The following is a 23,178-nucleotide window of genomic DNA, read 5'->3' on the forward strand; positions in this document are numbered from 1 at the left end:
CCTTCCTCAAAAAGAGACAGGGCCAGGCCGTGAGAAACGCCTCATCCGCTTCAGACAAAAGTGCTGCTGAAGCCGCGTCGGAACAGACACCGACGCTCCATCGTGGTTTACATAATCGACATATTCAACTTATCGCTCTCGGTGGCGCTATCGGCACCGGACTGTTCCTCGGTATCGGGCCCGCGATTCAGATGGCCGGCCCCGCCGTGCTGCTGGGCTATGCCATTGCAGGCATGATCGCCTTTCTGATCATGCGCCAGCTCGGTGAGATGGTGGTTGAAGAGCCGGTCTCCGGCTCCTTTGCCCATTTCGCCTACAAATACTGGGGCCCTTTTGCGGGCTTCCTGTCGGGCTGGAACTACTGGGTAATGTTCGTGCTGGTGGGCATGGCGGAGCTGACCGCCGCAGGCATCTATATGCAGTACTGGCTCCCGGACATACCCACCTGGGTCTGGGCCGCGGCGTTCTTCATCATCATTAACGCCGTCAACCTCGTGAACGTGCGCCTGTACGGTGAGACGGAGTTCTGGTTTGCCCTGATCAAGGTGCTGGCGATTATCGGCATGATCGGCTTTGGTCTGTGGATGCTCTTCTCCGGGCACGGCGGCGAGCGGGCGACTATCGACAACCTGTGGCAGCACGGCGGCTTCCTCGCCACCGGCTGGAAAGGACTGATACTGTCCCTGGCGGTGATCATGTTCTCCTTTGGCGGACTGGAGCTTATCGGCATTACCGCCGCCGAAGCCCGCGATCCGCACAAGAGCATCCCGAAAGCGGTCAACCAGGTGGTCTACCGTATTTTGCTGTTCTATATTGGCTCGCTGGTCGTCCTGCTGGCGCTCTACCCGTGGGTGGAGGTGAAGTCGGACAGCAGCCCGTTCGTGATGATTTTCCACGATCTGAACAGCAACCTGGTGGCATCGGCACTTAACTTCGTGATTCTGGTGGCCTCGCTGTCGGTCTATAACAGCGGCGTTTACTCCAACAGCCGGATGCTGTTTGGCCTCTCCGTGCAGGGCAACGCCCCGAAATTTTTAACCCGCGTCAGCCGTCGCGGCGTGCCGGTTAACTCGCTGCTGCTCTCCGGGGGCATTACCTCGCTGGTGGTGCTGATCAACTATCTGCTGCCGCACGAAGCCTTTGGCCTGCTGATGGCGCTGGTGGTGGCAACGCTGCTGCTGAACTGGATCATGATCTGTCTTGCCCACCTGCGTTTTCGCGCGGCGATGCGCCGCAAAGGGCGCGAGACGCAGTTCAAAGCGCTGCTCTACCCGGCGGGTAACTACCTCTGTATCGCTTTCCTGGCGATGATCCTGGTGCTGATGTGCACCATGGATGGCATGCGCACCTCGGCGATCCTGCTCCCGGTGTGGATTGTCTTCCTGTTTGCGGCGTTTAAACTCTCCCGCAAAAAGTAGTGCGGTTTCTGCCCGGCGGCGCTGCGCTTGCCGGGCAGAAATAATCAAATGTGGAATGTGACCCGCTTGCCGGTAGGCAATATGACATCAATACTCACTTCGCCACCTAAAGCTGTAACGTAGCGTTTCAGGGTAGAAAGGCGTGGATCATTATCCGGCTGCTCTATTTTCGCAACAGTAGGTTGTTTAACGCCCATCGCGGCGGCAAGCTCTGTTTGCGACATATTGAGCTCTTCACGCAGTTGGTTGAGCGCAACAATAATGCGTAATTCTTCAACCTTAGCGGCTATCCGCTCCTGGCTTTCTTCACTCTGCTGGGCCATCAGTTCTTTTAACGTTGCCATTTGGCCTCCTTACTCGCCAGATATTTGCTGAACTCAGCGTCAGCTATGTTAATCATACGTTTATAGAAACGCTTATCACCCGCGCCTGTCTTGTTGCCAGCGCATAAAATAATGGCCTGACGCCCGGGATCAAAGGCAAAAAAAGCGCGAATCGGATCGCCTGCATGCTGAATGCGTAGCTCTTTCATATTGGTGTATTGCGATGCCTTAACGGTATCAACCCATGGTCGCCCCAGTTGAGGGCCATACTCAGAAAGAATATGCAACGCTGCCAGGACATCTTCTTTCAGGTCTTGTTTCTGATGGTGAAACCATTCGTCAAACATATCCGTTGTTTCGACTTCCCACATAGTGATTTCCTTATAGCCTTCTGGCTATAAAATAATATAGCCAAAAGGCTATACCTGCAACTGCCCAGCCTCCATAAAAACCGTAGGCCGGGTAAGGCGAAGCCGCCACCCGGCACCCCCGCACACCCCACTTCACCTTTATCGTGACCCCTCTCGCACTTCTTAACCGATCCCCAGGATCTTTGTTTTGTAATCGATTACTTTTCACTTGATGCGATTTGTAATCGATTACTTTTTACGGGTGGGGCTTATCATGGTGTCGACAACTGAAAGTAGTGGAAAGGTGACAGGGGAGTACCGGCTGCTGGTACCGCGCCTCTCCCTGATGATGTTCCTGCAATTTTTTATCTGGGGTAGCTGGTCGGTAACGCTCGGTCTGGTGATGACCCAGCACAACATGTCATTGCTGATTGGCGACGCCTTCTCCGCCGGGCCGATCGCCTCTATTTTATCGCCGTTTGTGCTCGGAATGCTGGTGGACCGCTTCTTCGCCTCGCAGAAGGTGATGGCGGTGATGCACCTGGCCGGGGCGGCGATCCTGTGGTTCGTGCCGGGGGCGCTGATCGCGGAGAACGGCGCGCTGCTGATCGGCTTGCTGTTTGGCTACACGCTTTGCTATATGCCGACCCTGGCGCTGACCAATAATATCGCTTTCCACAGCCTGGCGAACGTCGACAAAACCTTCCCGGTGGTCCGCGTATTTGGCACCATCGGCTGGATTGTCGCGGGGATCTTTATCGGCGTTACCGGCGTGGCCGCAAGCATCACCATCTTCCACGTGGCGGCGGCCAGCTCCGTCCTGCTGGCGCTCTACAGCCTGACGCTGCCGCACACGCCTGCCCCGGCCAAAGGGATGCCGGTGAAGGTGCGCGATCTCTTCTGCGCCGACGCCTTCGCCCTGCTGAAAACCCGTCACTTCTTTATCTTCTGCCTGTGCGCGATGCTGATCTCCGTCCCGCTCGGCACCTACTACGCTTATACCGCCTCTTACCTGGCGGATGCCGGGATCGCGGATGTCAGTACCGCCATGTCCTTCGGCCAGATGTCCGAAATCTTCTTTATGCTGGTGATCCCGCTGCTGTTCCGCCGTCTGGGCGTTAAATACATGCTGCTGATCGGCATGCTGGCGTGGTTTGTCCGCTACGCGATGTTTGCTCTGGGGGTAAGTGAAGAGGGGCGCATCCTGCTCTATCTCGGCATCCTGCTGCATGGCGTCTGCTATGACTTCTTCTTTGTGGTGGGCTTTATCTATACCGACCGCGTGGCGGGCGAAAAGGTCAAAGGCCAGGCGCAGAGCATGATCGTGATGTTCACTTACGGTATCGGCATGCTGCTGGGCTCGCAGATTTCCGGCGCGCTCTACAACCGCCTGGTGGCGGGGCAGGCCGTGCCACAGGCGTGGGTAACATTCTGGTGGATCCCGGCGGTGGCTGCTGCTGTGATTGCACTCGTTTTCCTTGTCTCGTTCAAATATGACGATGACAAGGCGTAATTTCTGGAGGTGGTATGAGGACGATTAAAGGCCCGGGTATTTTTCTGTCGCAGTTTATCGGGGCACAACCCCCGTTCAACACCCTCGACGGGCTGGCCGGTTGGGCGGCGGAAAAGGGCTACAAAGCGCTGCAAATGCCCTGCAACCATAAAGCGATTTTTGACGTCGAGCAGGCGGCAGAGAGCCAGACCTACTGCGACGAGATAGGCGGCAGGCTGGCGGAGAAGGGGCTGGTCATCAGCGAGCTCTCCACTCATCTGGAGGGGCAGCTTATTGCGGTCAATCCGGTCTACGACGAGGCGTTCGATAACTTCGCTCCTCCGGCGGTGCGCGGTAACGCCAGCGCCCGCCAGGCCTGGGCGACCGATATCGTGAAAAAGGCGGCGGTCGCCTCGGCACGGCTCGGTTTAACCGCCCACGCCACCTTCTCAGGATCGCTGGCCTGGCCGTTTATCTATCCCTGGCCTCCACATAACGAGACGCGTTTTGCGGAGGCGTTCAGCGAGCTGGCCCGCCGCTGGCGACCCATTCTGGATGCGTTCGATGAGCAGGGGGTTAACGTCTGCTATGAAATTCATCCCGGAGAAGATCTGCACGACGGCGTCACCTTCGAGCGTTTTCTGGCGCTGGTAGACAGCCACCCGCGCTGTAACATGCTTTACGACCCAAGCCACCTGCTGTTGCAGCAGATCGACTATCTGACCTGGATCGATCACTACCACACCCGCATCAAGGCGTTTCACGTTAAGGATGCCGAATTCCGTCCCAACGGGCGCAGCGGGGTGTATGGCGGCTATCAGAGCTGGATCAACCGCGCCGGACGCTTCCGGTCGCCGGGGGACGGGCAGATCGACTTTAAGGGCATCTTCAGCAAGCTGACCCAGTACGACTACGACGGCTGGGCGGTGCTGGAGTGGGAGTGCTGCCTGAAAGATGGCGAAACCGGGGCGCGGGAAGGGCGCGAGTTTATCTCCTGCCACATTATTCCCGTATCCGATCGGGCGTTCGACGATTTCGCCGCAGGAGAACTTCATGATTAACGTCGGCATTATCGGCAGCGGCTTTATCGGCCCGGCGCATATCGAAGCCCTGCGCCGCCTGGGGTATGTGCAGGTGGTCGCCCTCTGCGATGGCTCGCTGGAACAGGCGCAAGAGAAAGCCCGGGCGCTGAACATTCCTCACGCCTACGGCAGCGTGGATGCACTGCTGGCGCACCCGGAGCTGCACGTGGTGCACAACTGCACCCCTAACCATCTGCATGCGGCGATCAACCGCCAGATCCTGCGTGCCGGTAAACATGTTTTCTCCGAAAAGCCGCTGTGCATGACCCCAGACGAGGCGCGGGAGCTGGTCACGCTGGCGGAACAGGCGGGGGTGATACACGGCGTGAGCTTTGTCTACCGTCAGTTTGCGATGGTGCGCCAGGCGGCGAGCATGGTGGCGCAGGGCTCCCTCGGACGGCTCTTTGCCGCCCACGGCAGCTATCTGCAGGACTGGATGCTGCTGGAAACCGATTACAACTGGCGAGTTGATGCGGCGCTCGGGGGCGCATCGCGGGCGGTGGCCGATATCGGTTCTCACTGGTGCGACACCATTCAGTTTCTGACCGGACGGCGCATCACCGACGTGATGGCCGACCTCTCCATCGTCTGGCCGACCCGCAAGGCGAATCTGGCCGGGAATCAGACCTTCAGCCAGGCGGGCGAGGCGGTATATGAAGACAAACCCGTCACCACCGAGGATTTCGGCTCGGTGCTGTTCCGCTTCGACGATGGCAGTAAGGGCAGCTTTACCGTCTCGCAGGTGAGTGCCGGACGTAAAAATCGCCTCAGCCTGGAGGTGAACGGCAGCGAGGGCTCCGTGGCCTGGGATCAGGAGGTGCCCCAGCAGCTATGGGTAGGGCATCGCGCCCGGGCCAATCAGGTACTGACGGACGATCCGGGTCTGATGAACCGCGACGTGGCCGACAGCGCCCACTTCCCGGGCGGCCATATCGAAGGCTGGCCGGACGCCTTTAAAAATATGATGGCGCACTTTTATCAGGCAGTACAGACGGGCAGGATGCCGGAGAAGCCGGTGTTCGCCACCTTCCATGACGGAGCGAGCGTCATGTATATCATTGATGCGATAGTCAAAAGCCATCAGCAGCAGCGCTGGGTCGCAGTCGCGCAGTAACACGTTGCCCGGTGCGCCGGGCAGCCCATTTATGGTAGCCTGCTGCAAACGCAAACCGCAGGATCACTCGTCGCTATGTCAATTCAGAAAATCGCCCAACTGGCGGGCGTCTCGGTGGCGACGGTATCGCGCGTGCTGAATAACAGCGATACCGTCAAAGCCAAAAACCGCGATCGCGTCTTGCAGGCGATTAAAGAGGCGAACTATCAGCCCAATCTTCTGGCCCGCCAGCTGCGCACGGCGCGCAGCTATATGGTGCTGGTGATGGTTTCCAACATTGCCAACCCGTTCTGCGCCGAGGTGGTGAAGGGCATTGAGGAGCAGGCGGAGAAAAACGGCTACCGCATTCTGCTGTGCAACTCCGGCTCCGATATTGAACGCTCCCGCTCGGGGCTCAGCCTGCTCTCCGGCAAAATGGTCGACGGCATTATCACGATGGATGCCTTCACCCGCCTCCCCGAACTGGCGGCACTCATCGGCGATGCCCCCTGGGTACAGTGCGCCGAATACGCCGATGCGGGTGCGGTCTCCTGTGTGGGGATCAACGATGTCGACGCCTCCCAGCATGTGGTCAGCCGTCTGGCCGACGGCGGGCGACAGCGGATTGCGCTTATCAACCACGATCTGAGCTACAAATATGCCCGCCTGCGCGAGCGGGGCTATAAAAGCGTGCTGCATCTGCGCGATCTGGCGTATCAGGCGGTAGAGTATGCGAGCGATCTGAGCGCGGCGGCCGGGATGACGGCGATGAGCAAACTGCTGGCAACAGAGCCGCGCCCGGATGCGGTATTTGCGGTCTCCGATACCCTGGCCGCGGGAGCGTTACGCGCTATCGAAAAGGCCGGGCTGCGCGTGCCGGAAGATATCGCGGTGGTGGGTTTCGATGGCACCGAGCTGTCGGAGATGGTCTCGCTGACCACCATTGAACAGCCATCGCGGGATATCGGGCGCAAGGCGGTCGATCTGCTGCTGAACAAAATCGACAACCCCGATGCGCCCACGGAGCGGGTGATGATGAACTGGCGCTTTATTTCCCGCGCCAGTACCTGATTATTTCGCCAGCACGCCGGCCAGGGAGCGAATATCGTTCCCGGTGGGCGACTGGTGAATACGCAGGCCAAATTCATCGATCACCGCAAAAATATGGTCGAAAATATCGGCCTGAATCGCCTCATATTCCGCCCAGATGACGGTGTTGGTGAAGGCATAGATTTCAATCGGCAGGCCGTTGGCGTCGGGGGCTAACTGGCGCACCATCAGGGTCATATCCTGGCGAATACGCGGATGGTTGCGCAGATATTCATTCAGATAGGCGCGGAAGGTACCAATATTGGTCATCTTACGCAGGTTCAGCACCGATTCGCCTTCCCCGTTTTGCTGATTCCACAGGGTGATTTCCTCATGGCGCGTGGCCATATAGGGCTTGAGCAGCTTCGCCTGAATCAGCCGCTGCTGTTCCTGTTCGTCGAGAAAATGAATGCTGGTGGTATCAATATTCAGGCTGCGCTTAATCCGTCGTCCGCCGGAGGCTGACATGCCGCTCCAGTTGATAAAAGCGTCGGAGACCAGCGCCCAGGTCGGGATGGTCGTAATCGTGTTATCAAAATTGCGCACCTTGACGGTGGTCAGGCCGATATCGGTCACCGTGCCGTTCGCGCCATATTTCGGCATCTCCAGCCAGTCGCCGAGCTTGAGCATATCGTTGGCCGAGAGCTGAATACCCGCCACCAGCCCGAGAATGGGATCTTTAAACACCAGCATTAATACGGCTGCCATCGCGCCCAGGCCGCTAATCAGAATGGCGGGAGACTGACCGATCAGCAGAGAGATAATCAGGATCCCCACCAGAATGGCGCTCACCAGCTTGATCCCCTGGAAGATGCCTTTCAGCGGCAGCTGGGAGGCGGTCGCCATTTTTTGCGACAGGTTGAATATCACGTCCAGCAGCGAGAAGAACGCCAGCAGGGCATATACCATCACCCACAGCTTCGCGCAGGTGGTTAATATCTCTGCCGCGTCGCTGCCTTTTTGCAGCCACAATACCGCCTGAACGTTGACGATGATCCCCTGCAGGGTAAAGGCCAGGCGGTGAAATAACTTATTCTCGGTAATGATTTGCAGCCATAAATGGCTGCTGGCCCGGGCCCGTTTCTCGAAGGCCCGCAATACCACTTTGTGCAGAATAAAGTGAATAATCAGCGAAGTAAGAAAAATAATTCCAAAGATAATCACGAGGGAAGTGGTGTGATTAATTTCAATTCCTGACTCTTCGACCAGGGAAATAAACTCCTGCATAACATCTCCTGTATTAAAGCAGCCGCCATAATGGCGGCTGCGGATCGATTATGCAAACCCAGGGGTTTATCGGGACGCGTGGCAGGCTTTCGTGACCGGCAGGCTAAGGCGATGGCGCAGCCGCAGGGTCGCCAGCGCCAGCACCACCATCATGCCCGTTTCTACCGCCAGGAAGAGGTTAATCGCCTCCGCGTAATCCCCGTGATGGTTTTGCAGGGCGTGGAGCAAAATCGCGCCAAATATCGCAGGCCCCAGGCCGAGCGCCGCCTGTTGCAGGGTGCTGAGAATGGCGCTGGCGGCCCCGGCGTCATCGGGCTGAATATCGCGCATGCCGATGCGGTAGAAACTGTTCACAATCAGTGCCTGGCCGTAGCCCACCAGCCCGGTGGCCGGGGCGAGGGTCAGGGCGGTGTTCTCCAGTCCCCAGATGCGGAAGGTGGCGATCAGCGCCAGCAGGCCGGTTATCTGGATTGCCAGGCCGGTAAGCAGAAGGGTGCTGGTGCTGTAGCGGGCAATCAGGCGCGGGGCAAACCACGCCGAGACAAAATAGGTCACGCCCAGGGCGATAAAGCTGTTGCCGGACTGCCACGGCGCCATCCCCAGACCGGTCTGCATGGTCAGCGCCATGCAGAACATAAACCCGGACCAGACGCTGAAAAAGAGCAGCGCAATCAGCACGCCAAAGCGGATGCTGCCGAGCTGCATTAAGCGTGGCGGGATCAGCGGGTGGGCCCCTTCGCGCTCTTTTTTACGCGCGTTCAGCGCCATCAACCAGGCCAGAGGGACAATAGCGACCAGCATCGCCTTCAGCGGCCACGACCAGTGCCACTGGGGCCCCAGCGCCATCGGGAACAGCAGACAGCAGAGGATCGCGGCCAGCAGCGCAGTACCCGGCCAGTCGATGCGCGACGGCGTATCGCGACGGGTTTGCGGAACAAAACGGCGGCTCAGGGCCAGCACCAACAGGCAGATCGGCACGTTGATAAAGAAGGCGTTGCGCCAGCCCAGCCCGGCGATATCCGCCGACACCAGCCAGCCGCCGCCCATCTGCCCGACAATAAAGGCGATCCCGCCGATGCCGCCAAACAGGCTGATGGCTCTGGCGTGGGCGGTGCCTTTCAGGGTCACGTGAAGGGTGGCAAGAATTTGCGGCACGATCAGCGCTGCGCCCGCGCCCTGCACGATGCGCGCGGCCAGCAGTTGCTCGATATTGCCCGCCATCCCGCACAGCAGTGAGGCCAGACCAAAACTCGCCACGCCCCACATAAACAGACGGCGGCGCCCGAGGTTATCCCCCAGCTTGCTCCCGAGCGCCAGACAGACGGCGAAGGCCACCCCGTAGAGCGCCACAATCAGCTCCAGCTCGGTGGCGGTGGCATGCAGCGAGTGGGTGATGGAATCCAGCGCCACGTTGGTGATCGAGGTATCGATCAGCGGCAGCATCTGGCCGGTTAACAGCAATATCAGGCCTGCCCGGCCCGGTGAAACAACTGACCTATTCATGGTGACTCCATTGCGTCAAACAGCGTAGCGTCGTAGCATCAACCATCTGATAAACGGGTACCAGTTCTTGCTTATACTGGTACTGGCACTACCATGCAGGGGGCACTATGGCGCTGATGTCTGAACCGGTCACCGCACTGCAGGATGACACCCGAAAACAGTTGGGGGCTTTTCTACGCGCCCGACGCGAAAGCCTCGATCCGCAGCGTCTTGGCCTGCCGCGCAGCGGTCGCCGCCGCACGCCGGGCCTGCGGCGTGAAGAGGTGGCCATGCTGGCGGATGTGGGCGTCACCTGGTACACCTGGCTCGAGCAGGGCAGGAATGTGAATCCGTCCAGCGCGGTGATGGCGGCGGTAGCGAAAGCGCTGCAATGTACCCCGACCGAAGCCCGCCACCTCTTTCTGCTGGCCGGCCTGCCGCCGGGCGAAGCGCCGCAGGCGGTCTGCTGCGAGGGGATCAGTGAAGGCACCCGCCGTCTGCTCGATACCCTGATGCCAAAACCCGCCAGCATCCAGAAACCGAATTTCGATATCGTGGCGTGGAATGACAGCTTCGGCCACCTGATGGGCGTCGACTTTAACGCCATTCCGCCGGAAGATCGCAACTGTATCTATCTCTTCCTCACCCATCCCGCGTGGCGCGCCCGGCTGGGCAAGCGTGATGACGTGCTGCCCATTTTTGTCTCCTATTTTCGCGCGGCGATGGCCGAGCACCGGGGCGACCCGCAGTGGGAGGCCAAACTGGCACGCTTCTTTGCAGTATCTGAAGAGTTTGAAACCCTGTGGCACCAGCGCAACGACGTGCGCGGCGTGGAAAACCAGCTCAAGCTCTTTACCCATCCCGAACTGGGCGATTTTCATCTCCAGCAGATGTACTGGTACTCTGCTCCGCGCAACGGCTCGCGGCTGCTGGTCTATCTGCCGGTGGATGAGGCGGGAGAGAGGGCAATGGCGTGGCTGGCTGCACAGAAATAATTTCTGCGAGGGGCTTTCAGGGAATAGAAGTCACTCCGGTCTGACCTGGATAAAGGGGGTAAGGTAAATCACGAAAGGCAAAATTAGCCTTTAATGCAAATTGCCTTACATGCTAATATCTTCAGGGATGAAAAATCGTGTTCAGACTTATCGTTCATCAGGCAGTCAGAGAAGAGATCCTCTCGTTGCCTGCAGGCGTACAGGCGAAGCTGATTCGTCAGCTTGATAAATTGCGTGCTAACCCAACGGCACTTCGGGAGCCCGACAGCAAGCCATTACCCCATGGTTTGTTTGAAATAAGAACCGTCGGTCTGATTCATAGTCGCGGGATCTATGTGTATCAGCGGGAAAAAACAATTTATCTGTTGCGTGTATTTATCAAGAAGATGAAGAAAACGCCTTCTGCTGAAATCCGTCTGGCACTGAAAAGACAACAGGAGATGTTGGATGAGCAAGAAGATCATTGACTGGGATACGTTAAGAGCGGAGCTGTTAAGCGATTCAGATGTGCAGGCTGCCTTTGACGCCGAAGAGCGTAAGGCGCGGCTGCAGGAGATGCTGGCACAGTGGCGCAAACAGGCGGGGCTGACGCGTGCTCAGGTGGCGGAGCGCATGGGGGTCAGCGCGCCAACCGTCTCCCGAATGGAAGCCAATATTACCCGGGCGAGTCTGGATACCTTAACGCGTTATGCGTTGATGTGCGGCGTTAAGCATCCGCAGATTACGCTCTATTGAAAACAGGCACGCCGGAACCCAGCGTGCCAGTAGTCATTAGCACTCAGTCACAATCGTGCTCAGCGGCAGACGCGATTTCGGCAGCGTGGCGTTGAAATCTTCCACGCTGTGATGCCCGACCGGCACCACCACCAGGCTGGTGAAGCCTTTCTCTTTCAGACCAAACTCTTCGTCGAGGATGGCGGCGTCGAAACCTTCAATTGGCACCGCGTCCAGACCCATTGCGGCCACGCCCAGCAGGAAGTTGCCGACGTTCAGGTAAACCTGTTTTGCCATCCACTGGTGGTCATCTTTCAGATCGACACGGTGCATATCGGCGAAGAAGGTGCGGCCCTTGTGGTTAGCGGCTTTCGCTTCCGGGGTGGCGAAACGGCCATCGGCCTCTTCCTGATCCACCACGCGGTTCAGCCAGGCATCGTCCATCGCGGTTTTGGCGCAGAACACCACCACGTGAGAGGCATCCAGCATTTTGCGTTCGTTGAAGACAAAGCCACCGGCTGCGGATTTCGCCACGCGCGCTTTGCCTTCTTCGGTGCTGGCGACGATAAAGTGCCACGGCTGCGAGTTGGTACTCGACGGGCTGTACTGCAGCAGGGTTTTCATTTTTTCTGCCTGGTCGGCAGTCAGTTTTTTACTCGGATCAAAGGCCTTCGTTGAGTGACGCTTTAAGGCAACAGAGATGATATCCATAACGACTCCTGGGGTTTAATGCAAAAGGGAAAATGATACAAAGGGAAAGGAACAAAGGTAAGGGCATTCCGAGCGCTTAAGGGCCCGGACGCAGACGTTTTTGCTCTTTTTTTGGCAGCTTATCCACCACCAGATGCCACGAATCATTGACCAGATCGGCTATCAGCTCAGGAGTGATATCCTCCGCTGCATAAACCGAGATCCAGTGCTTTTTATTCAGATGGTAGCCAGGCTCAATGCCCCGGTAGATCTGCTGGTTGAGCAGCGATTTTTGCGGGTCGGACTTCAGGCTGACATGCAGGCGCCCGTGTGCGACGCCAATCAGCATAAAAATCTTGCCGCCAACCTTAAACACATCGTAGTCCGGGCCAAACGGCCAGCACTGTTCGGTAAAGGGCAGCTCCAGGGCCACCTGTTTTGCGCAGGCGGCGAGGGTTTTACTGTCCATCGCTATCCTCTTCGGCCAGCGCCCGCCACATCGCTTCAAAACCCAATGCCTTAAATTCGGCTGCGCGGGCCGGTTCGCGAGTAGCGAAGGACATGGTGGTCTCCGCCAGGGATAAAAAGAGCGCGTCGCCAAACAGCCGGAACTCTTCCGACATAAACACCGGGCGGATATGGCGACGGCACAGCTCGTGCAGCTCCGGGAACATCTCGTGTACCGCCTGCTCGGTTTCGGCGTTGATCTTCTCGCTCACCCCAAGCTGGCGGATGGCGCCGTGGGCCACCGGATTGCGGATCCCCCAGTCAACGTAGCTGTTCCAGATATTGCGGGTATGCTCTTTTGGCTGGGTCAGGGCGCGATCCATATTCGCCAGCATAGTCTGGCACAGATCCTGCTTCAGGTGCAGGTAGAGGGCGTTAAGCAGGTCGTCTTTGGTAGCGAAATAGCGAAACAGGGTGCCTTCTGCCACGCCCGCACTGCGGGCGATTAACGCGGTAGAAGCCGCAATGCCGGACTGGGCAAACGCGCTGGTTGCCGCGTCCAGCAACGCCAGTTTTTTATCTTCACTTTTCGGACGAGCCACTGCATTTCCTCCAGGTAATGTGCAAAAACCCCGATTGAATCATGCCCTTTGTGGGGCTGCAACGTGGAATGTCAAAGATCTTAAAACGTCTTGACGACTTTCACATCACTTCTATAATGAGTGCTTACTCACTCATAATCAAGTTTTGCCCGCGCAGGCCATCGGATGGGGCGCGAATTCGGGTCGGGATATGAAAAAGCGTTTTATTGTTAGCGTGGTGGTAGTGATGATGATTGCATCCGCGGCGAGTTTGCCGTTTGTACTCAATGCCGGGTTCGGCCAGCCGCCACAGGGCGCGCAGCTGAATGAGTTTGCCGCCTCGCCGCAATATCGCGACGGCCAGTTCCATAACACCTTGCCGACGCCCGGCTTTACCGGCAATAAGAACATGCTGGCGGCGTGGTGGGATTTTCTGGTGACGAAGCGTGAGAACGCGCGTCCGGCCCAGCCGCTGCCGCTGGTGAAAACCGATCTGGCGCAGCTGCCCCTGGATCAAGAGACGCTGGTCTGGCTTGGCCACTCCTCGTGGTATCTGCAGCTGGCAGGCAAACGCATTCTGATCGATCCGGTATTCAGCAACTATGCCGCACCTTTCTCTTTTCTCAATAAAGCCTTTGCCGGGGAGTACCCGTGGTGTGCCGAAGAGATGCCCGATATCGATCTGCTGATTATCTCGCACGATCACTACGATCATCTCGACTACGCCACCATCAAAGCCCTGTTGCCCAAAGTGAAGCGCGTGGTCACGCCGCTCGGGGTGGGATCGCACCTGCGCTACTGGGGCATGGAGCCCTCGATCATTGAGGAGCGGGACTGGGAGCAGTCGGTGCGGATCAGCGACGATCTCACCGTACATGTCCTGCCGGCGCGCCACTTCTCCGGGCGCGGGCTCAAGCGCAACCAGACGCTGTGGGGCAGCTTTATGTTTGTCACCCCAGAGACGAAAGTGTTCTACAGCGGTGATTCTGGCTATGGCCCGCACTTTAGCGCCATTGGCGAGCGCTTCGGCGCCGTCGATCTGGCGATCATGGAGAACGGCCAGTATGACCAGGACTGGAAGTACATCCACATGCAGCCTGCCGAAACGGCGCAGGCGGCGGCGGATCTTAATGCCAGCGCGGTCGTACCGGGCCACTCCGGGCGCTTTGTGCTGGCAAAACACACCTGGAACGACCCACTGATCCAGCTTACGCAGGCCAGCAAGGATAAAAAATATCGCCTGCTGACCCCGGAGCTCGGTGAGCCGGTCAGGGTAGATGATGCCACGCAACAATTTCGTGCGTGGTGGGAATAATGTTAAATCGAAGAGCAGAGGGGGAGAGCAGCATGACTATTTCCGCTCAGGTTATCGACACCATTGTCGAGTGGATCGACGACAACCTTCATCAGCCGTTGCGTATCGAGGATATCGCCCGACATGCGGGCTACTCCAAGTGGCACTTACAGCGGCTGTTTATGCAGTACAAAGGCGAGAGTCTGGGGCGCTATATTCGGGAACGTAAGCTGCGGCTGGCGGCGCGGGATCTGCGTGAATCGGATGAAAAGGTCTACGATATCTGCCTGCGTTACGGCTTTGACTCCCAGCAGACCTTTACCCGCGTCTTTACCCGCACCTTTAACCAGCCGCCTGGGGCGTATCGCAAGGATAACCACAGTCGCGCGCATTAACGGCAGGCTTAATGCGCAAACCAGCGGCGCCAGATGAACCGCAGAATAAAGAATTCAATGGCGCCGAGCAGTAAAAACCACAGGCAAAAGATGATGGTGTAAAGCTGATTCAGATCCATCAGATGGAAGAGGGTCATCAGCTTTTGCGCCACCACCAGCCCCAGCGACGGCGCAGGCAGTAACAGAACGGAGAGAAAGGCCATCAACAAAATGCCGCCTGCCGTTAACAGCGATTCTAACGGGTGTCTCATGATTATGTTAATCGTCAGTTAAAAATAACATTGTCACGGATAGGGCTTCGTAAAGCAATATCAACCGTCAGACGCAGGCGCGATAAATAATTGTCCGCTAATTCGCTGTTATTTCCCCCGCCAGAAAGATCTCTATTCAATTAACCTGCATTAATGTCAATTATTGTCACCCTCCGGCAAAGACTTTTACAAAGGTATAGGTGCTCATTCCAATTAACGTCGCAATAACAATGGCAACGAAAATATATAACGCCAGACGTCGTCCTCGATAAATCCCAAACATGGTTCCCTCTCGTTTAGTTTCGGTTTAGAAATAATTTGTAAAAATCGCTCTGGTGAAATGAGACGTTACCGGTTTAATGCCGCCGACAACAATAATAGTGCGATAAATTAATTTTCCTGACAACTCAATATTGTCGACAGATTTATAAAAGCAGAGATGGAATTCAGGCTTTTGCTCACCGCAAACTGAAGGAGCTGAAATATGACCAAAATGCACCACACCCAGACGCCGCCTCCTACCACGCCAGACATGGCCTATCAGCAGACCGTAGAGCAGACGCTTGCCGCGCAGCAGAGCACCGCGGCGGGTCTGAGCCGCGCACAAGCACAGGCGCGGCTGGACAAACATGGTCCCAACGCGCTGCCGGAGAAAAAAGCCAGACCGGCCTGGCTGCGTTTTCTGGCCCATTTTAACGATGTGCTGATTTATGTATTGCTGGCCGCTGCACTATTAACGGCAATAATGGGCCACTGGATCGATACCCTGGTTATTCTGGGTGTGGCGGTCATTAACGCGTTGATTGGTCATATTCAGGAAAGTAACGCCGAAAAATCACTGAACAGCATCCGGAATATGCTCGCCAGCGATGCCCGTGTTATTCGTGACGGCGATCATGAAACAATACCCACAACTGAAATAGTTCCCGGGGATATTATTTTCCTGCGTGCCGGGGATCGTATTCCGGCCGATATGCGTTTAATTGAGGCACATAATTTACGCGTTGAAGAGGCTATTCTCACCGGCGAATCGACGGTGGTGGATAAACACACCCAGCCGCTGAACGGGGAATTACCGCTCGGCGACCGCACCAACCTGGTCTTCTCCGGTACCACGGTGAGCGCAGGCGGCGGCGTTGGGGTGGTCATTGCCACCGGCCAGGAGACCGAACTGGGCCACATTAACCAGATGATGGCCGGGATTGAAAAGCATCGCACCCCGCTGCTGGTGCAGATGGACAAACTCGGCAAGGCCATCTTCGGGATCATCATGGCGATGATGGCCGCGCTGTTCGTCTTTAGCCTGCTGCTGCGCGACATGCCGATCGGCGAGCTGCTGCTCTCTTTGATTAGCCTGGCCGTGGCGGCGGTGCCGGAAGGTCTGCCTGCCATTATCTCGATTATCCTGTCGCTGGGCGTGCAGGCGATGGCCCGCAAGCGCGCCATCATCCGTAAACTGCCCACAGTCGAAACGTTAGGAGCGATGACCGTGGTCTGCTCGGATAAAACCGGCACCCTGACCATGAACGAGATGACCGTCAAGGCGATCATCACCGCCGACAGCTGCTATCGCGTTGAGGGCGACAGCTATGCCCCGGAAGGCAACATCTCTCTGGAGGGCAGCGACGAGCCGGTGAAGATCCAGCCCGGTACGGTGCTGGAGCACTATCTGCGTACCATCGACCTGTGTAACGACAGCCAGATGATTCAGGACGAGCGCGGCCTGTGGCGTATCACCGGCGGGCCGACCGAAGGCGCGCTGAAGGTGCTGGCGGCAAAAGCGCAGCTGGCGCCGGTCACCACCACGCTGATTAACAAGATCCCGTTCGACTCCCAGTATAAGTACATGAGCACCCACTATCGGATAGGGGATGAGGAGCAGATCCTCATCACCGGCGCGCCGGACGTTATTTTCGCTCTCTGCGCCCGGCAGCAGACCCGTAACGGTGCCGAAGCCTTTAACCGCAGCTACTGGGAAGCCGAGATGGAGCGTTATGCGCGCCAGGGGTTGCGTATGGTGGCGGCGGCGTACAAACCGGCGAACGGTGAGCAGACCTTAACCCACGACGTCCTCAGCCACGGCCTGATCTTCCTCGGTATCGCCGGGATGATGGATCCGCCGCGTCCGGAAGCGATCGACGCCATTCATGCCTGCCAGCAGGCGGGGATCCGCGTCAAGATGATCACCGGGGATCACCCGCAGACGGCCATGAGCATCGGCCAGATGCTGGGGATCGCCAACAGCGGCCAGGCGGTGACCGGCTCCCGGCTGGAACAGATGGATGATAGCGAGCTGGCACAAGCGGCGGTGGAGTACGATATCTTCGCCCGCACCAGCCCGGAGCATAAGCTGCGTCTGGTGAAAGCCTTGCAGGAGAAAGGTGAAATCGTCGGCATGACCGGCGACGGCGTAAACGATGCCCCGGCGCTGCGCCAGGCGGACGTGGGCATCGCGATGGGCATTAAGGGCACGGAAGTGACCAAAGAGGCGGCGGATATGGTCCTGACGGACGACAACTTCGCCACCATCGCCAGCGCGGTGAAAGAGGGGCGTCGCGTCTACGACAACCTGAAGAAGACCATTCTGTTTATCATGCCGACCAACCTCGCGCAGGGGCTGCTGATTGTGATTGCCCTGCTGGCGGGGAACATCATTCCCCTGACGCCGGTGCTGATTTTGTGGATGAACATGGCGACCTCCGCCACGCTCTCCTTCGGGTTGGCATTTGAGGCCGCCGAGCGCAACATCATGCGTCGCCCGCCGCGTCAGACCGGGCAGCACGTGATGGATGGTTATGCCGTCTGGCGCGTGGCCTTCGTCGGCACCCTGATTGCCGTCGCCGCCTTTGCGCTGGAAGCCTGGCTGGCTCCGCGCGGCCACAGCGCGGAGTTCATCCGCACCGTGCTGCTGCAGATGCTGGTCTGTGCCCAGTGGGTCTACATGATTAACTGCCGCAACACCGAAGGCTTCTCCCTGAAGCGCGGTTTGCTGGCGAACAAAGGCATCTGGCTGGTGACGGGCGTGCTGTTGCTGCTGCAGCTGGCGATTATCTACCTGCCGTTTATGCAGATGCTGTTCGGCACCGAAGCGCTGCCGCTGCGCTACTGGGGTGTAACCCTGGTGACCGCGGGCGCGATGTTCTTCATTGTCGAAATCGAGAAGCGACTCACCCGCAGGTTCCGTAAGGCGGCATAACGTTTGCCCCTCTCCTTTGGGAGAGGGGGAAAGAGAGCGATTACGGACTCGTCGCCCACAGCTCGGCATGTTTTTGCACCAGAGAAATGAGCGAGCCGCCGTCGGCGATAAAGTCCCGCATGCGCTGCGCCTCGCTCTTCTCCTGTTTCAGGCTCTGGGCAATCTCTTCAATCGCACTCGACGCCCCGAGATTTGCGGCAGAAGGCGCGACGCGCTCCAGCAGCCAGGCGAGATCTTCTGCAATGGTTTTCTGCTCCCCGGTATGGACGTCCGTCAGGATCCCCTCCAGCCCGTAGCGGCAGGCCTGAAAACGGTTAAAGCGGTAGAGCAGAAAATCCCGCTCCTGATGCTTGTAAGGCCGGGTGGTGAGCAGCCAGTGGGAGGTGGCCTGGATCAGCCCGGCGATATTGATGGCATGGGCGAGGGTCAGCGGCGTGTCCATCACCCGTACCTCTACGGTGCCAAAATGGGGGCTGGGGCGAATGTCCCAGTGCAGATCTTTAATGCTGTCGATCATGCTGGTATGGCTCAGGCGGCGGAACAGCCCTTCGAACTCCTGCCAGCTGTTGACCCACGGCATCAGGCCGTTATCCGGAAAGCCGGAGAAGATATTGAGGCGCGAAGAGGAGAATTTGGTGTCGGTGCCCTGCATATAGGGCGAGCTTGCCGCCAGGGCGATAAAGTGTGGCACGAAGCGCGACAGGCCGTGCAGCAGGTAGATGGCGTCATCGCCAGTGCGACAGCCCACATGAACGTGCTGGCCGAAGACCGTGGCCTGCAAAATCAGATAGCCAAAGCGCTCCAGGGTGGCGTTATAACGCTCGTCTTCGCATACCTCCTGACGCTGCCACTTCTGAAACGGATGCGTGCCGCCGCCGCAGATCTGGATATGGTGCTCCGCCGCCGCGCGCAGGATACTCTGCTGCATGGCGGAGAATTGCGTCGCCGCCTGGTCGATGTTCTGGCAGACGCCGGTGGCGATCTCCAGCATGCTTTCGGTGATATCGTGCTTCACTTCACCGCTTTTGATGTCATCTTTCACGGCGGCGATCAGGGCGGATGAGTCCTGGCTCAGATCGTAGCCCGGCGGGTTGACGACCTGGAGTTCAAGCTCAATGCCGAGGGTGTAGGGTTCAGAGGATTTAAAATCGGGTAAAGGCATGGCGCACTCCGTTGTCTGTGATGAGTTGAGTATAGACAATGGGTGAAGTTCTCCCTTTCCCTATGGAACAGGCCCAGTCTACCTTGACGCTCCAGAGTCGTTATCGCTATTAATATTGGCCTGATTATTAATATTAAGGTGCAAGTAATGGTCTCATTTCGACCCCTGACAGAGGATGAGTATCCTGCTTATCTGGACTATTTTATTGATGATTATGCCGGGGAGATCGCCTCAAACTACGGACTCTCTCAACACGATTCTCTTGCCAGAGCGAAGCAGGAAATTGCTGAAATGCTTCCTGAAGGCGTGAATACGCATGGACACGTTTTACTCTCTCTTGTTGCGCCGATAGATCAGACCAACAGGCCTGTCGGTTATCTCTGGTACAAACCCGATACGATGATGCGTTCAGTGTTTATCTACGATTTTCATATTTTCACCTCTTGTCAGGGGGAGGGGCTGGGTAAACAGACTCTTCGCGTTTTTGAAGCGCATCTGCGCGAAAGGGGCTTTAAAGAGATCAGACTGCGGGTGGCAGGGGATAATGCCCGTGCCCGGCATCTTTACGAGACCAGCGGTTTTGGCATTACCGGAGTCAACATGAGCAAGTCTATTGTGGCGCCCGCGGAAAAAATATTGTGAGGATGCTAAAATCCTCGCAACAACTGACACCCTGAGGATAACGCATGAGCAACGACGTACCGATTAAATACTATGACATCGTGGATGAGTACACGACGGAAGCCGCCGAACCGGTCAACGAGTCAGAGCGTGATTCGCTGGCGCTCTATTTCCAGTTGCTGATCACTCGTTTAATGAATAACGAAGAGATCAGCGAAGCGGCGCAGACCGAGATGGCGGTGGAAGCCGGCATCAACACCCAGCGCATTGACGATATCGCCAATTTTCTGAACCAGTGGGGCAATGAGTAGTTCCTGCATGAAAGACATAGTCTGCGCAGGCGTTGTGCTTTACACTGCGCGCGGCAAAAACTGAGTTAGTAACGATTAATTAGGCGGTAACGGCAATGGCGATGAACGGAACAATCACAACCTGGTTTGCAGATAAGGGCTTTGGATTTATCAAAGATGAAAACGGCGATAACCGCTATTTTCATGTGATTAAGGTCGCCAATCCCGATCTGATTAAGAAAGATGCCGCGGTAACGTTTGAACCGACCACCAACAACAAGGGGTTGTCGGCGTATGCGGTGAAGGTGATCCCCGAGAGCAAATATATTTACCTCGATGGCGAGCGTCATAAGATCACCTCCATCAAATCTTACCTGGTCTACAGCGAAGAAGAGCCCGCCGAAACCCGGATTGATAAAGAGAACGGCGTGCTGTCGGTGAAGAGCCTGATGGGCAATATCGCGCCGAAATCAACGGCCAAAGCGGGCGAAATGCGCACGGTAAGAAAACTGGCTATCACCACCTTCCAGGGCAAAACCTTTATCTTCTCCGAAGATGAGATTGACCTGGACGCCACGGTGAAAATGCTCAAGAACCTGAAGTAATCTGCATCCTGCCGGGTAGCGGCTGCGCCTTACCCGGCCTGCAAACCAAAGCGGCGCGAAACGCAGACCCGTGCAAGCGCAGCGCCGTCCTCTCATCGACCTTCTCTCCTGATACATCGCCAGTATAAAGAATTATTTACGCGATTAACGCGCCCGGCAGTACTGTTATGCAGACAATCCTGTATTGTGAAATAACAAACCGTTAACAAAGAAGGGGGTAGCAGCGTGCCGGAGATGAATATCTGGGGACAGATGGTTAACGATCCTGTTCCCGGCTGGCAAGGGGCCAGTGTACTGGAGCGTGGGGTGCTGGAAGGGCGTCTTTGCCGCCTTGAGCCGCTGAATGCGCACCAGCATGCGAGCGATCTGTTCGAGGCCTACGCGCTGGGCGACGACAGCGACTGGACCTGGCTTGCCAGCAATCAACCTGCCAGCGTGGAAGAGACCGCCTGCTGGGTGCAGGGCAAAGTGCAGGATATGGCGCTGGTGCCTTTTGCAGTGATCGATCGCCAGAGCGAGCGCGCCGTCGGGCTGGTCTGTTATATGGCCATTGAGCAACAGCTGGGTTCGGTGGAGATAGGGCATGTCACCTGGTCGCGCAAAATGAAAAACAGCCCGCTCGGCACAGAGGCGATCTGGCTGCTGCTGAAATATGGTTTTGAGCGAGGCTATCGCCGTCTGGAGTGGAAGTGCGATTCGATGAACATCCCCTCGCGCCGGGCCGCAGAGCGGCTGGGCTTTACCTGGGAAGGGCGGTTGCGCCAGAAGCTGGTGCGTAAAGGCCGTAACCGCGACAGCGATATGCTCTCCATCATCGATAGCGAATGGCCGGAGCGGGACGCGGCTCTGCGTGGCTGGCTGGCCGCAGATAATTTTGATAACGATGGACGGCAGATCAAACGCCTTGAGGCGTTTCACGCTCGCCCCGAAACGGCATAACAGTGAGTCTACCGCAGGCGCCCCTCTGAAAAGGGGCCCCTGCACCGTTTATTTTCTTTTGCCATTAACAATATTATTTATTCAGATTACTCCGCAATTAAAAGTATACATTTATTATCTTTAGCAGCCCGAATTAATACGCCTTATTATCACCCCGTTGGTATTAATTGCGCGGATGATAGCACTCAGCGGAAATAACCAACCTGTCTGTAAAACGTTCGTGGAGCGCAGCCTTTTCGGCTGGCGCAATCTTGTGCCGCGCGGTGAGGCCAGGCGTTTGTTTGTCGAAAGCCGTCATGATTCATGGTGATGTGAATTAATTATTAAATCCTTTACTTAATTTAAAAGAGAAATTTGAAATGGGCATAATTAAAAAAATTCTTCTGGCTATTGTCATCATTGCTGGTGTGCTGAATATCTCCAGACAGGCTCACGAATATGGCCTCGATATTGGCTTGCAGTTGCTGACAGTATTTATCCTGAGTACCACTTTCCTGTGGCGCTGGGCGTCCGGCCACCTGCCACATATCGGGAAACCAGTCGCGATTACGCTCATGATGGTAACCATGCTGATCGCGCGGGTAATTGTTGAGTATGCCATCGCCGATCATCTGCACGTTGACCTGGTGGAGGTCATCCATACCAGCCTCAAATACAGCCCATGGCTCTGGCTGGCGATGTTCCTGGGTTCGGGTGTGAAGGTCTTTTTCTGGCGCTGGCTGTTTGCGGGCGTGCGCCAGGAGAACAGATCGGATGTTACCGCCTGAGGGCAGGGCAGAAACCGGCGCAGGAACGCGAGCACGATCGTAAGGCGCGCTACAACCATCATCACCACCGTTAAACAGGTCAGCCCACCTCTTTGGTGGGCATGATATCGTCCGGTTACCGCACTTTATGAGCCTTGACTCATTTGACTAAAGTCAAACTTTAGTGACTTATTTAATTGTCTTAATAATGTTATTTAGTGACGGTTTTTAAAAAGTTGTTACTAGATAAAATAGTCTTTAACTAGTCTTTTGCTCTGGTTGAGTTTGACGGGGTTATCTGAAGAGTACAGCTCAAACGCATAGGGTATCGGGTCATTCTCTCTGAGTATCACTCTCTTCAGGCACATAACGCTCTGGTGCGCCTGACATTTGCGCAATCCCGGTAAAGATGGCCACTTTGACAATCATTGAAGTCTTATTCATGAAGTCTAATCGCAAACATAACGTTCTGCGCTTCCTGTCTATTGTAAGACATATTATTTTCTTTCATTTGAAAATAATCTATCGATAAAGTCTTTCTAATTTAACACATCTTCAACAAGATATGTCTCAGGTTTTGAATATTGACATGTGTTAAGCAGACTTTCATATTTCAGGACATGAAATAACTGCATGCTTAAGACGGAGGGAGTGTGGACAAAATCAGAAGTTATCCATCAAAGCGCAGACCGCGAG

General features: G+C 56.6%; 25 protein-coding genes. 16 read left to right on the forward strand and 9 right to left on the reverse strand.

Translation table 11 applies throughout. The annotated features are described in order from the left end of the window. Window positions 1–29 precede the first annotated feature (29 nt). Window positions 30–1,418, forward strand: a complete 1,389-nt coding sequence (gene pheP, locus B3X29_RS14555) for a phenylalanine transporter (RefSeq protein WP_159339734.1) — start codon at window positions 30–32, stop codon at window positions 1,416–1,418. 44 nt (window positions 1,419–1,462) lie between these two features. Here the strand turns inward: pheP and B3X29_RS14560 are convergent, their stop codons facing one another. Both B3X29_RS14560 and B3X29_RS14565 read right to left on the reverse strand, forming a co-directional pair. Then, window positions 1,463–1,762 (reverse strand): helix-turn-helix domain-containing protein, encoded by a 300-nt coding sequence (locus B3X29_RS14560; RefSeq protein ID WP_159339735.1) that lies wholly within the window; start codon window positions 1,760–1,762, stop codon window positions 1,463–1,465. Beyond that, a complete protein-coding gene (locus B3X29_RS14565) occupies window positions 1,750–2,112 on the reverse strand; it encodes a type II toxin-antitoxin system RelE/ParE family toxin (protein WP_103178551.1) in 363 nt (120 codons plus the stop codon). The genes B3X29_RS14560 and B3X29_RS14565 overlap by 13 nt, the downstream gene beginning before the upstream one ends. Window positions 2,113–2,365: 253 nt before the next feature. On the opposite strand from B3X29_RS14565, the gene B3X29_RS14570 reads away from it, so the two are divergent. From B3X29_RS14570 to B3X29_RS14585, 4 genes are all read left to right on the forward strand, one after another. Continuing rightward, on the forward strand, window positions 2,366–3,604 hold the full coding sequence (locus B3X29_RS14570) for an MFS transporter (protein WP_103181038.1): 1,239 nt from the start codon (window positions 2,366–2,368) through the stop codon (window positions 3,602–3,604). A gap of 14 nt (window positions 3,605–3,618) precedes the next feature. Further along, a complete protein-coding gene (locus tag B3X29_RS14575; protein ID WP_159339736.1) occupies window positions 3,619–4,644 on the forward strand; it encodes a sugar phosphate isomerase/epimerase family protein in 1,026 nt (341 codons plus the stop codon). Then, window positions 4,637–5,779, forward strand: a complete 1,143-nt coding sequence (locus tag B3X29_RS14580; RefSeq protein ID WP_103178553.1) for a Gfo/Idh/MocA family protein — start codon at window positions 4,637–4,639, stop codon at window positions 5,777–5,779. The genes B3X29_RS14575 and B3X29_RS14580 overlap by 8 nt, the downstream gene beginning before the upstream one ends. A gap of 75 nt (window positions 5,780–5,854) precedes the next feature. Further along, window positions 5,855–6,829, forward strand: coding sequence for a LacI family DNA-binding transcriptional regulator (locus B3X29_RS14585; protein ID WP_103178554.1), 975 nt, complete (start codon window positions 5,855–5,857; stop codon window positions 6,827–6,829). On the opposite strand, the gene B3X29_RS14590 is transcribed toward B3X29_RS14585, so the two are convergent. Beyond that, complete coding sequence (locus B3X29_RS14590) at window positions 6,830–8,074, reverse strand: mechanosensitive ion channel family protein (protein ID WP_156654027.1); 1,245 nt, start codon at window positions 8,072–8,074, stop codon at window positions 6,830–6,832. A 66-nt stretch (window positions 8,075–8,140) separates the two neighbouring features. Next, window positions 8,141–9,577, reverse strand: a complete 1,437-nt coding sequence (locus B3X29_RS14595) for an MFS transporter (protein ID WP_159339737.1) — start codon at window positions 9,575–9,577, stop codon at window positions 8,141–8,143. 107 nt (window positions 9,578–9,684) lie between these two features. Here B3X29_RS14595 and B3X29_RS14600 point away from each other — a divergent pair, with 107 nt between their 5' ends. The 3 genes from B3X29_RS14600 to B3X29_RS14610 all read left to right on the forward strand — a co-directional run bounded on the left by B3X29_RS14600 (window position 9,685) and on the right by B3X29_RS14610 (window position 11,286). Beyond that, complete coding sequence (locus B3X29_RS14600; RefSeq protein ID WP_103178557.1) at window positions 9,685–10,551, forward strand: helix-turn-helix transcriptional regulator; 867 nt, start codon at window positions 9,685–9,687, stop codon at window positions 10,549–10,551. 137 nt (window positions 10,552–10,688) lie between these two features. Further along, window positions 10,689–11,018: a type II toxin-antitoxin system RelE/ParE family toxin gene (locus tag B3X29_RS14605; protein ID WP_103178558.1), complete on the forward strand. Its 330-nt coding sequence runs from the start codon at window positions 10,689–10,691 to the stop codon at window positions 11,016–11,018. Beyond that, window positions 10,999–11,286, forward strand: coding sequence for a helix-turn-helix domain-containing protein (locus B3X29_RS14610; protein WP_290556455.1), 288 nt, complete (start codon window positions 10,999–11,001; stop codon window positions 11,284–11,286). Before B3X29_RS14605 ends, B3X29_RS14610 begins: the two co-directional genes overlap by 20 nt. 36 nt (window positions 11,287–11,322) lie before the next feature. Here B3X29_RS14610 and nfsB read toward each other — a convergent pair whose 3' ends face one another. From nfsB to B3X29_RS14625, 3 genes are all read right to left on the reverse strand, one after another. Beyond that, on the reverse strand, window positions 11,323–11,976 hold the full coding sequence (nfsB, locus tag B3X29_RS14615; RefSeq protein ID WP_156654030.1) for an oxygen-insensitive NAD(P)H nitroreductase: 654 nt from the start codon (window positions 11,974–11,976) through the stop codon (window positions 11,323–11,325). A gap of 76 nt (window positions 11,977–12,052) precedes the next feature. Then, window positions 12,053–12,424 (reverse strand): MmcQ/YjbR family DNA-binding protein, encoded by a 372-nt coding sequence (locus B3X29_RS14620; protein WP_103178561.1) that lies wholly within the window; start codon window positions 12,422–12,424, stop codon window positions 12,053–12,055. Beyond that, window positions 12,414–13,004 (reverse strand): TetR/AcrR family transcriptional regulator, encoded by a 591-nt coding sequence (locus B3X29_RS14625; protein WP_156654031.1) that lies wholly within the window; start codon window positions 13,002–13,004, stop codon window positions 12,414–12,416. The genes B3X29_RS14620 and B3X29_RS14625 overlap by 11 nt, the downstream gene beginning before the upstream one ends. A gap of 190 nt (window positions 13,005–13,194) precedes the next feature. Here B3X29_RS14625 and B3X29_RS14630 point away from each other — a divergent pair, with 190 nt between their 5' ends. Both B3X29_RS14630 and B3X29_RS14635 read left to right on the forward strand, forming a co-directional pair. Continuing rightward, window positions 13,195–14,298, forward strand: a complete 1,104-nt coding sequence (locus B3X29_RS14630) for an MBL fold metallo-hydrolase (RefSeq protein WP_159339738.1) — start codon at window positions 13,195–13,197, stop codon at window positions 14,296–14,298. Between the two features lie 32 nt (window positions 14,299–14,330). After that, window positions 14,331–14,672 carry a RamA family antibiotic efflux transcriptional regulator gene (locus tag B3X29_RS14635; RefSeq protein ID WP_103178564.1) on the forward strand — a complete coding sequence of 114 codons (342 nt, stop codon included), beginning with the start codon at window positions 14,331–14,333 and terminating at the stop codon, window positions 14,670–14,672. Window positions 14,673–14,680: 8 nt separating this feature from the next. Here B3X29_RS14635 and B3X29_RS14640 read toward each other — a convergent pair whose 3' ends face one another. Continuing rightward, entirely contained in the window at window positions 14,681–14,923 is a 243-nt protein-coding gene (locus B3X29_RS14640) for a DUF1158 domain-containing protein (protein ID WP_103178565.1), read from the reverse strand. A gap of 493 nt (window positions 14,924–15,416) precedes the next feature. Here B3X29_RS14640 and B3X29_RS14645 point away from each other — a divergent pair, with 493 nt between their 5' ends. Continuing rightward, window positions 15,417–18,119: a cation-transporting P-type ATPase gene (locus B3X29_RS14645; RefSeq protein ID WP_409454954.1), complete on the forward strand. Its 2,703-nt coding sequence runs from the start codon at window positions 15,417–15,419 to the stop codon at window positions 18,117–18,119. A 40-nt stretch (window positions 18,120–18,159) separates the two neighbouring features. Here B3X29_RS14645 and B3X29_RS14650 read toward each other — a convergent pair whose 3' ends face one another. Continuing rightward, complete coding sequence (locus tag B3X29_RS14650; RefSeq protein WP_290556456.1) at window positions 18,160–19,281, reverse strand: YbdK family carboxylate-amine ligase; 1,122 nt, start codon at window positions 19,279–19,281, stop codon at window positions 18,160–18,162. Window positions 19,282–19,428: 147 nt separating this feature from the next. On the opposite strand from B3X29_RS14650, the gene B3X29_RS14655 reads away from it, so the two are divergent. The 5 genes from B3X29_RS14655 to B3X29_RS14675 all read left to right on the forward strand — a co-directional run bounded on the left by B3X29_RS14655 (window position 19,429) and on the right by B3X29_RS14675 (window position 22,503). Further along, window positions 19,429–19,923: a GNAT family N-acetyltransferase gene (locus tag B3X29_RS14655; RefSeq protein ID WP_159339777.1), complete on the forward strand. Its 495-nt coding sequence runs from the start codon at window positions 19,429–19,431 to the stop codon at window positions 19,921–19,923. A gap of 44 nt (window positions 19,924–19,967) precedes the next feature. Next, window positions 19,968–20,213, forward strand: coding sequence for a YmjA family protein (locus B3X29_RS14660; RefSeq protein WP_103178569.1), 246 nt, complete (start codon window positions 19,968–19,970; stop codon window positions 20,211–20,213). A 95-nt stretch (window positions 20,214–20,308) separates the two neighbouring features. Then, a complete protein-coding gene (locus tag B3X29_RS14665) occupies window positions 20,309–20,797 on the forward strand; it encodes a cold-shock protein (protein WP_103178570.1) in 489 nt (162 codons plus the stop codon). A gap of 225 nt (window positions 20,798–21,022) precedes the next feature. Continuing rightward, window positions 21,023–21,736: a GNAT family N-acetyltransferase gene (locus tag B3X29_RS14670; protein WP_159339741.1), complete on the forward strand. Its 714-nt coding sequence runs from the start codon at window positions 21,023–21,025 to the stop codon at window positions 21,734–21,736. A gap of 359 nt (window positions 21,737–22,095) precedes the next feature. Further along, on the forward strand, window positions 22,096–22,503 hold the full coding sequence (locus B3X29_RS14675) for a hypothetical protein (protein WP_159339742.1): 408 nt from the start codon (window positions 22,096–22,098) through the stop codon (window positions 22,501–22,503). Window positions 22,504–23,178: the final 675 nt, after the last annotated feature.

The sequence above is a fragment of the Leclercia sp. UBA5076 genome (assembly GCF_002416465.1).
Lineage (GTDB): Bacteria > Pseudomonadota > Gammaproteobacteria > Enterobacterales > Enterobacteriaceae > Enterobacter.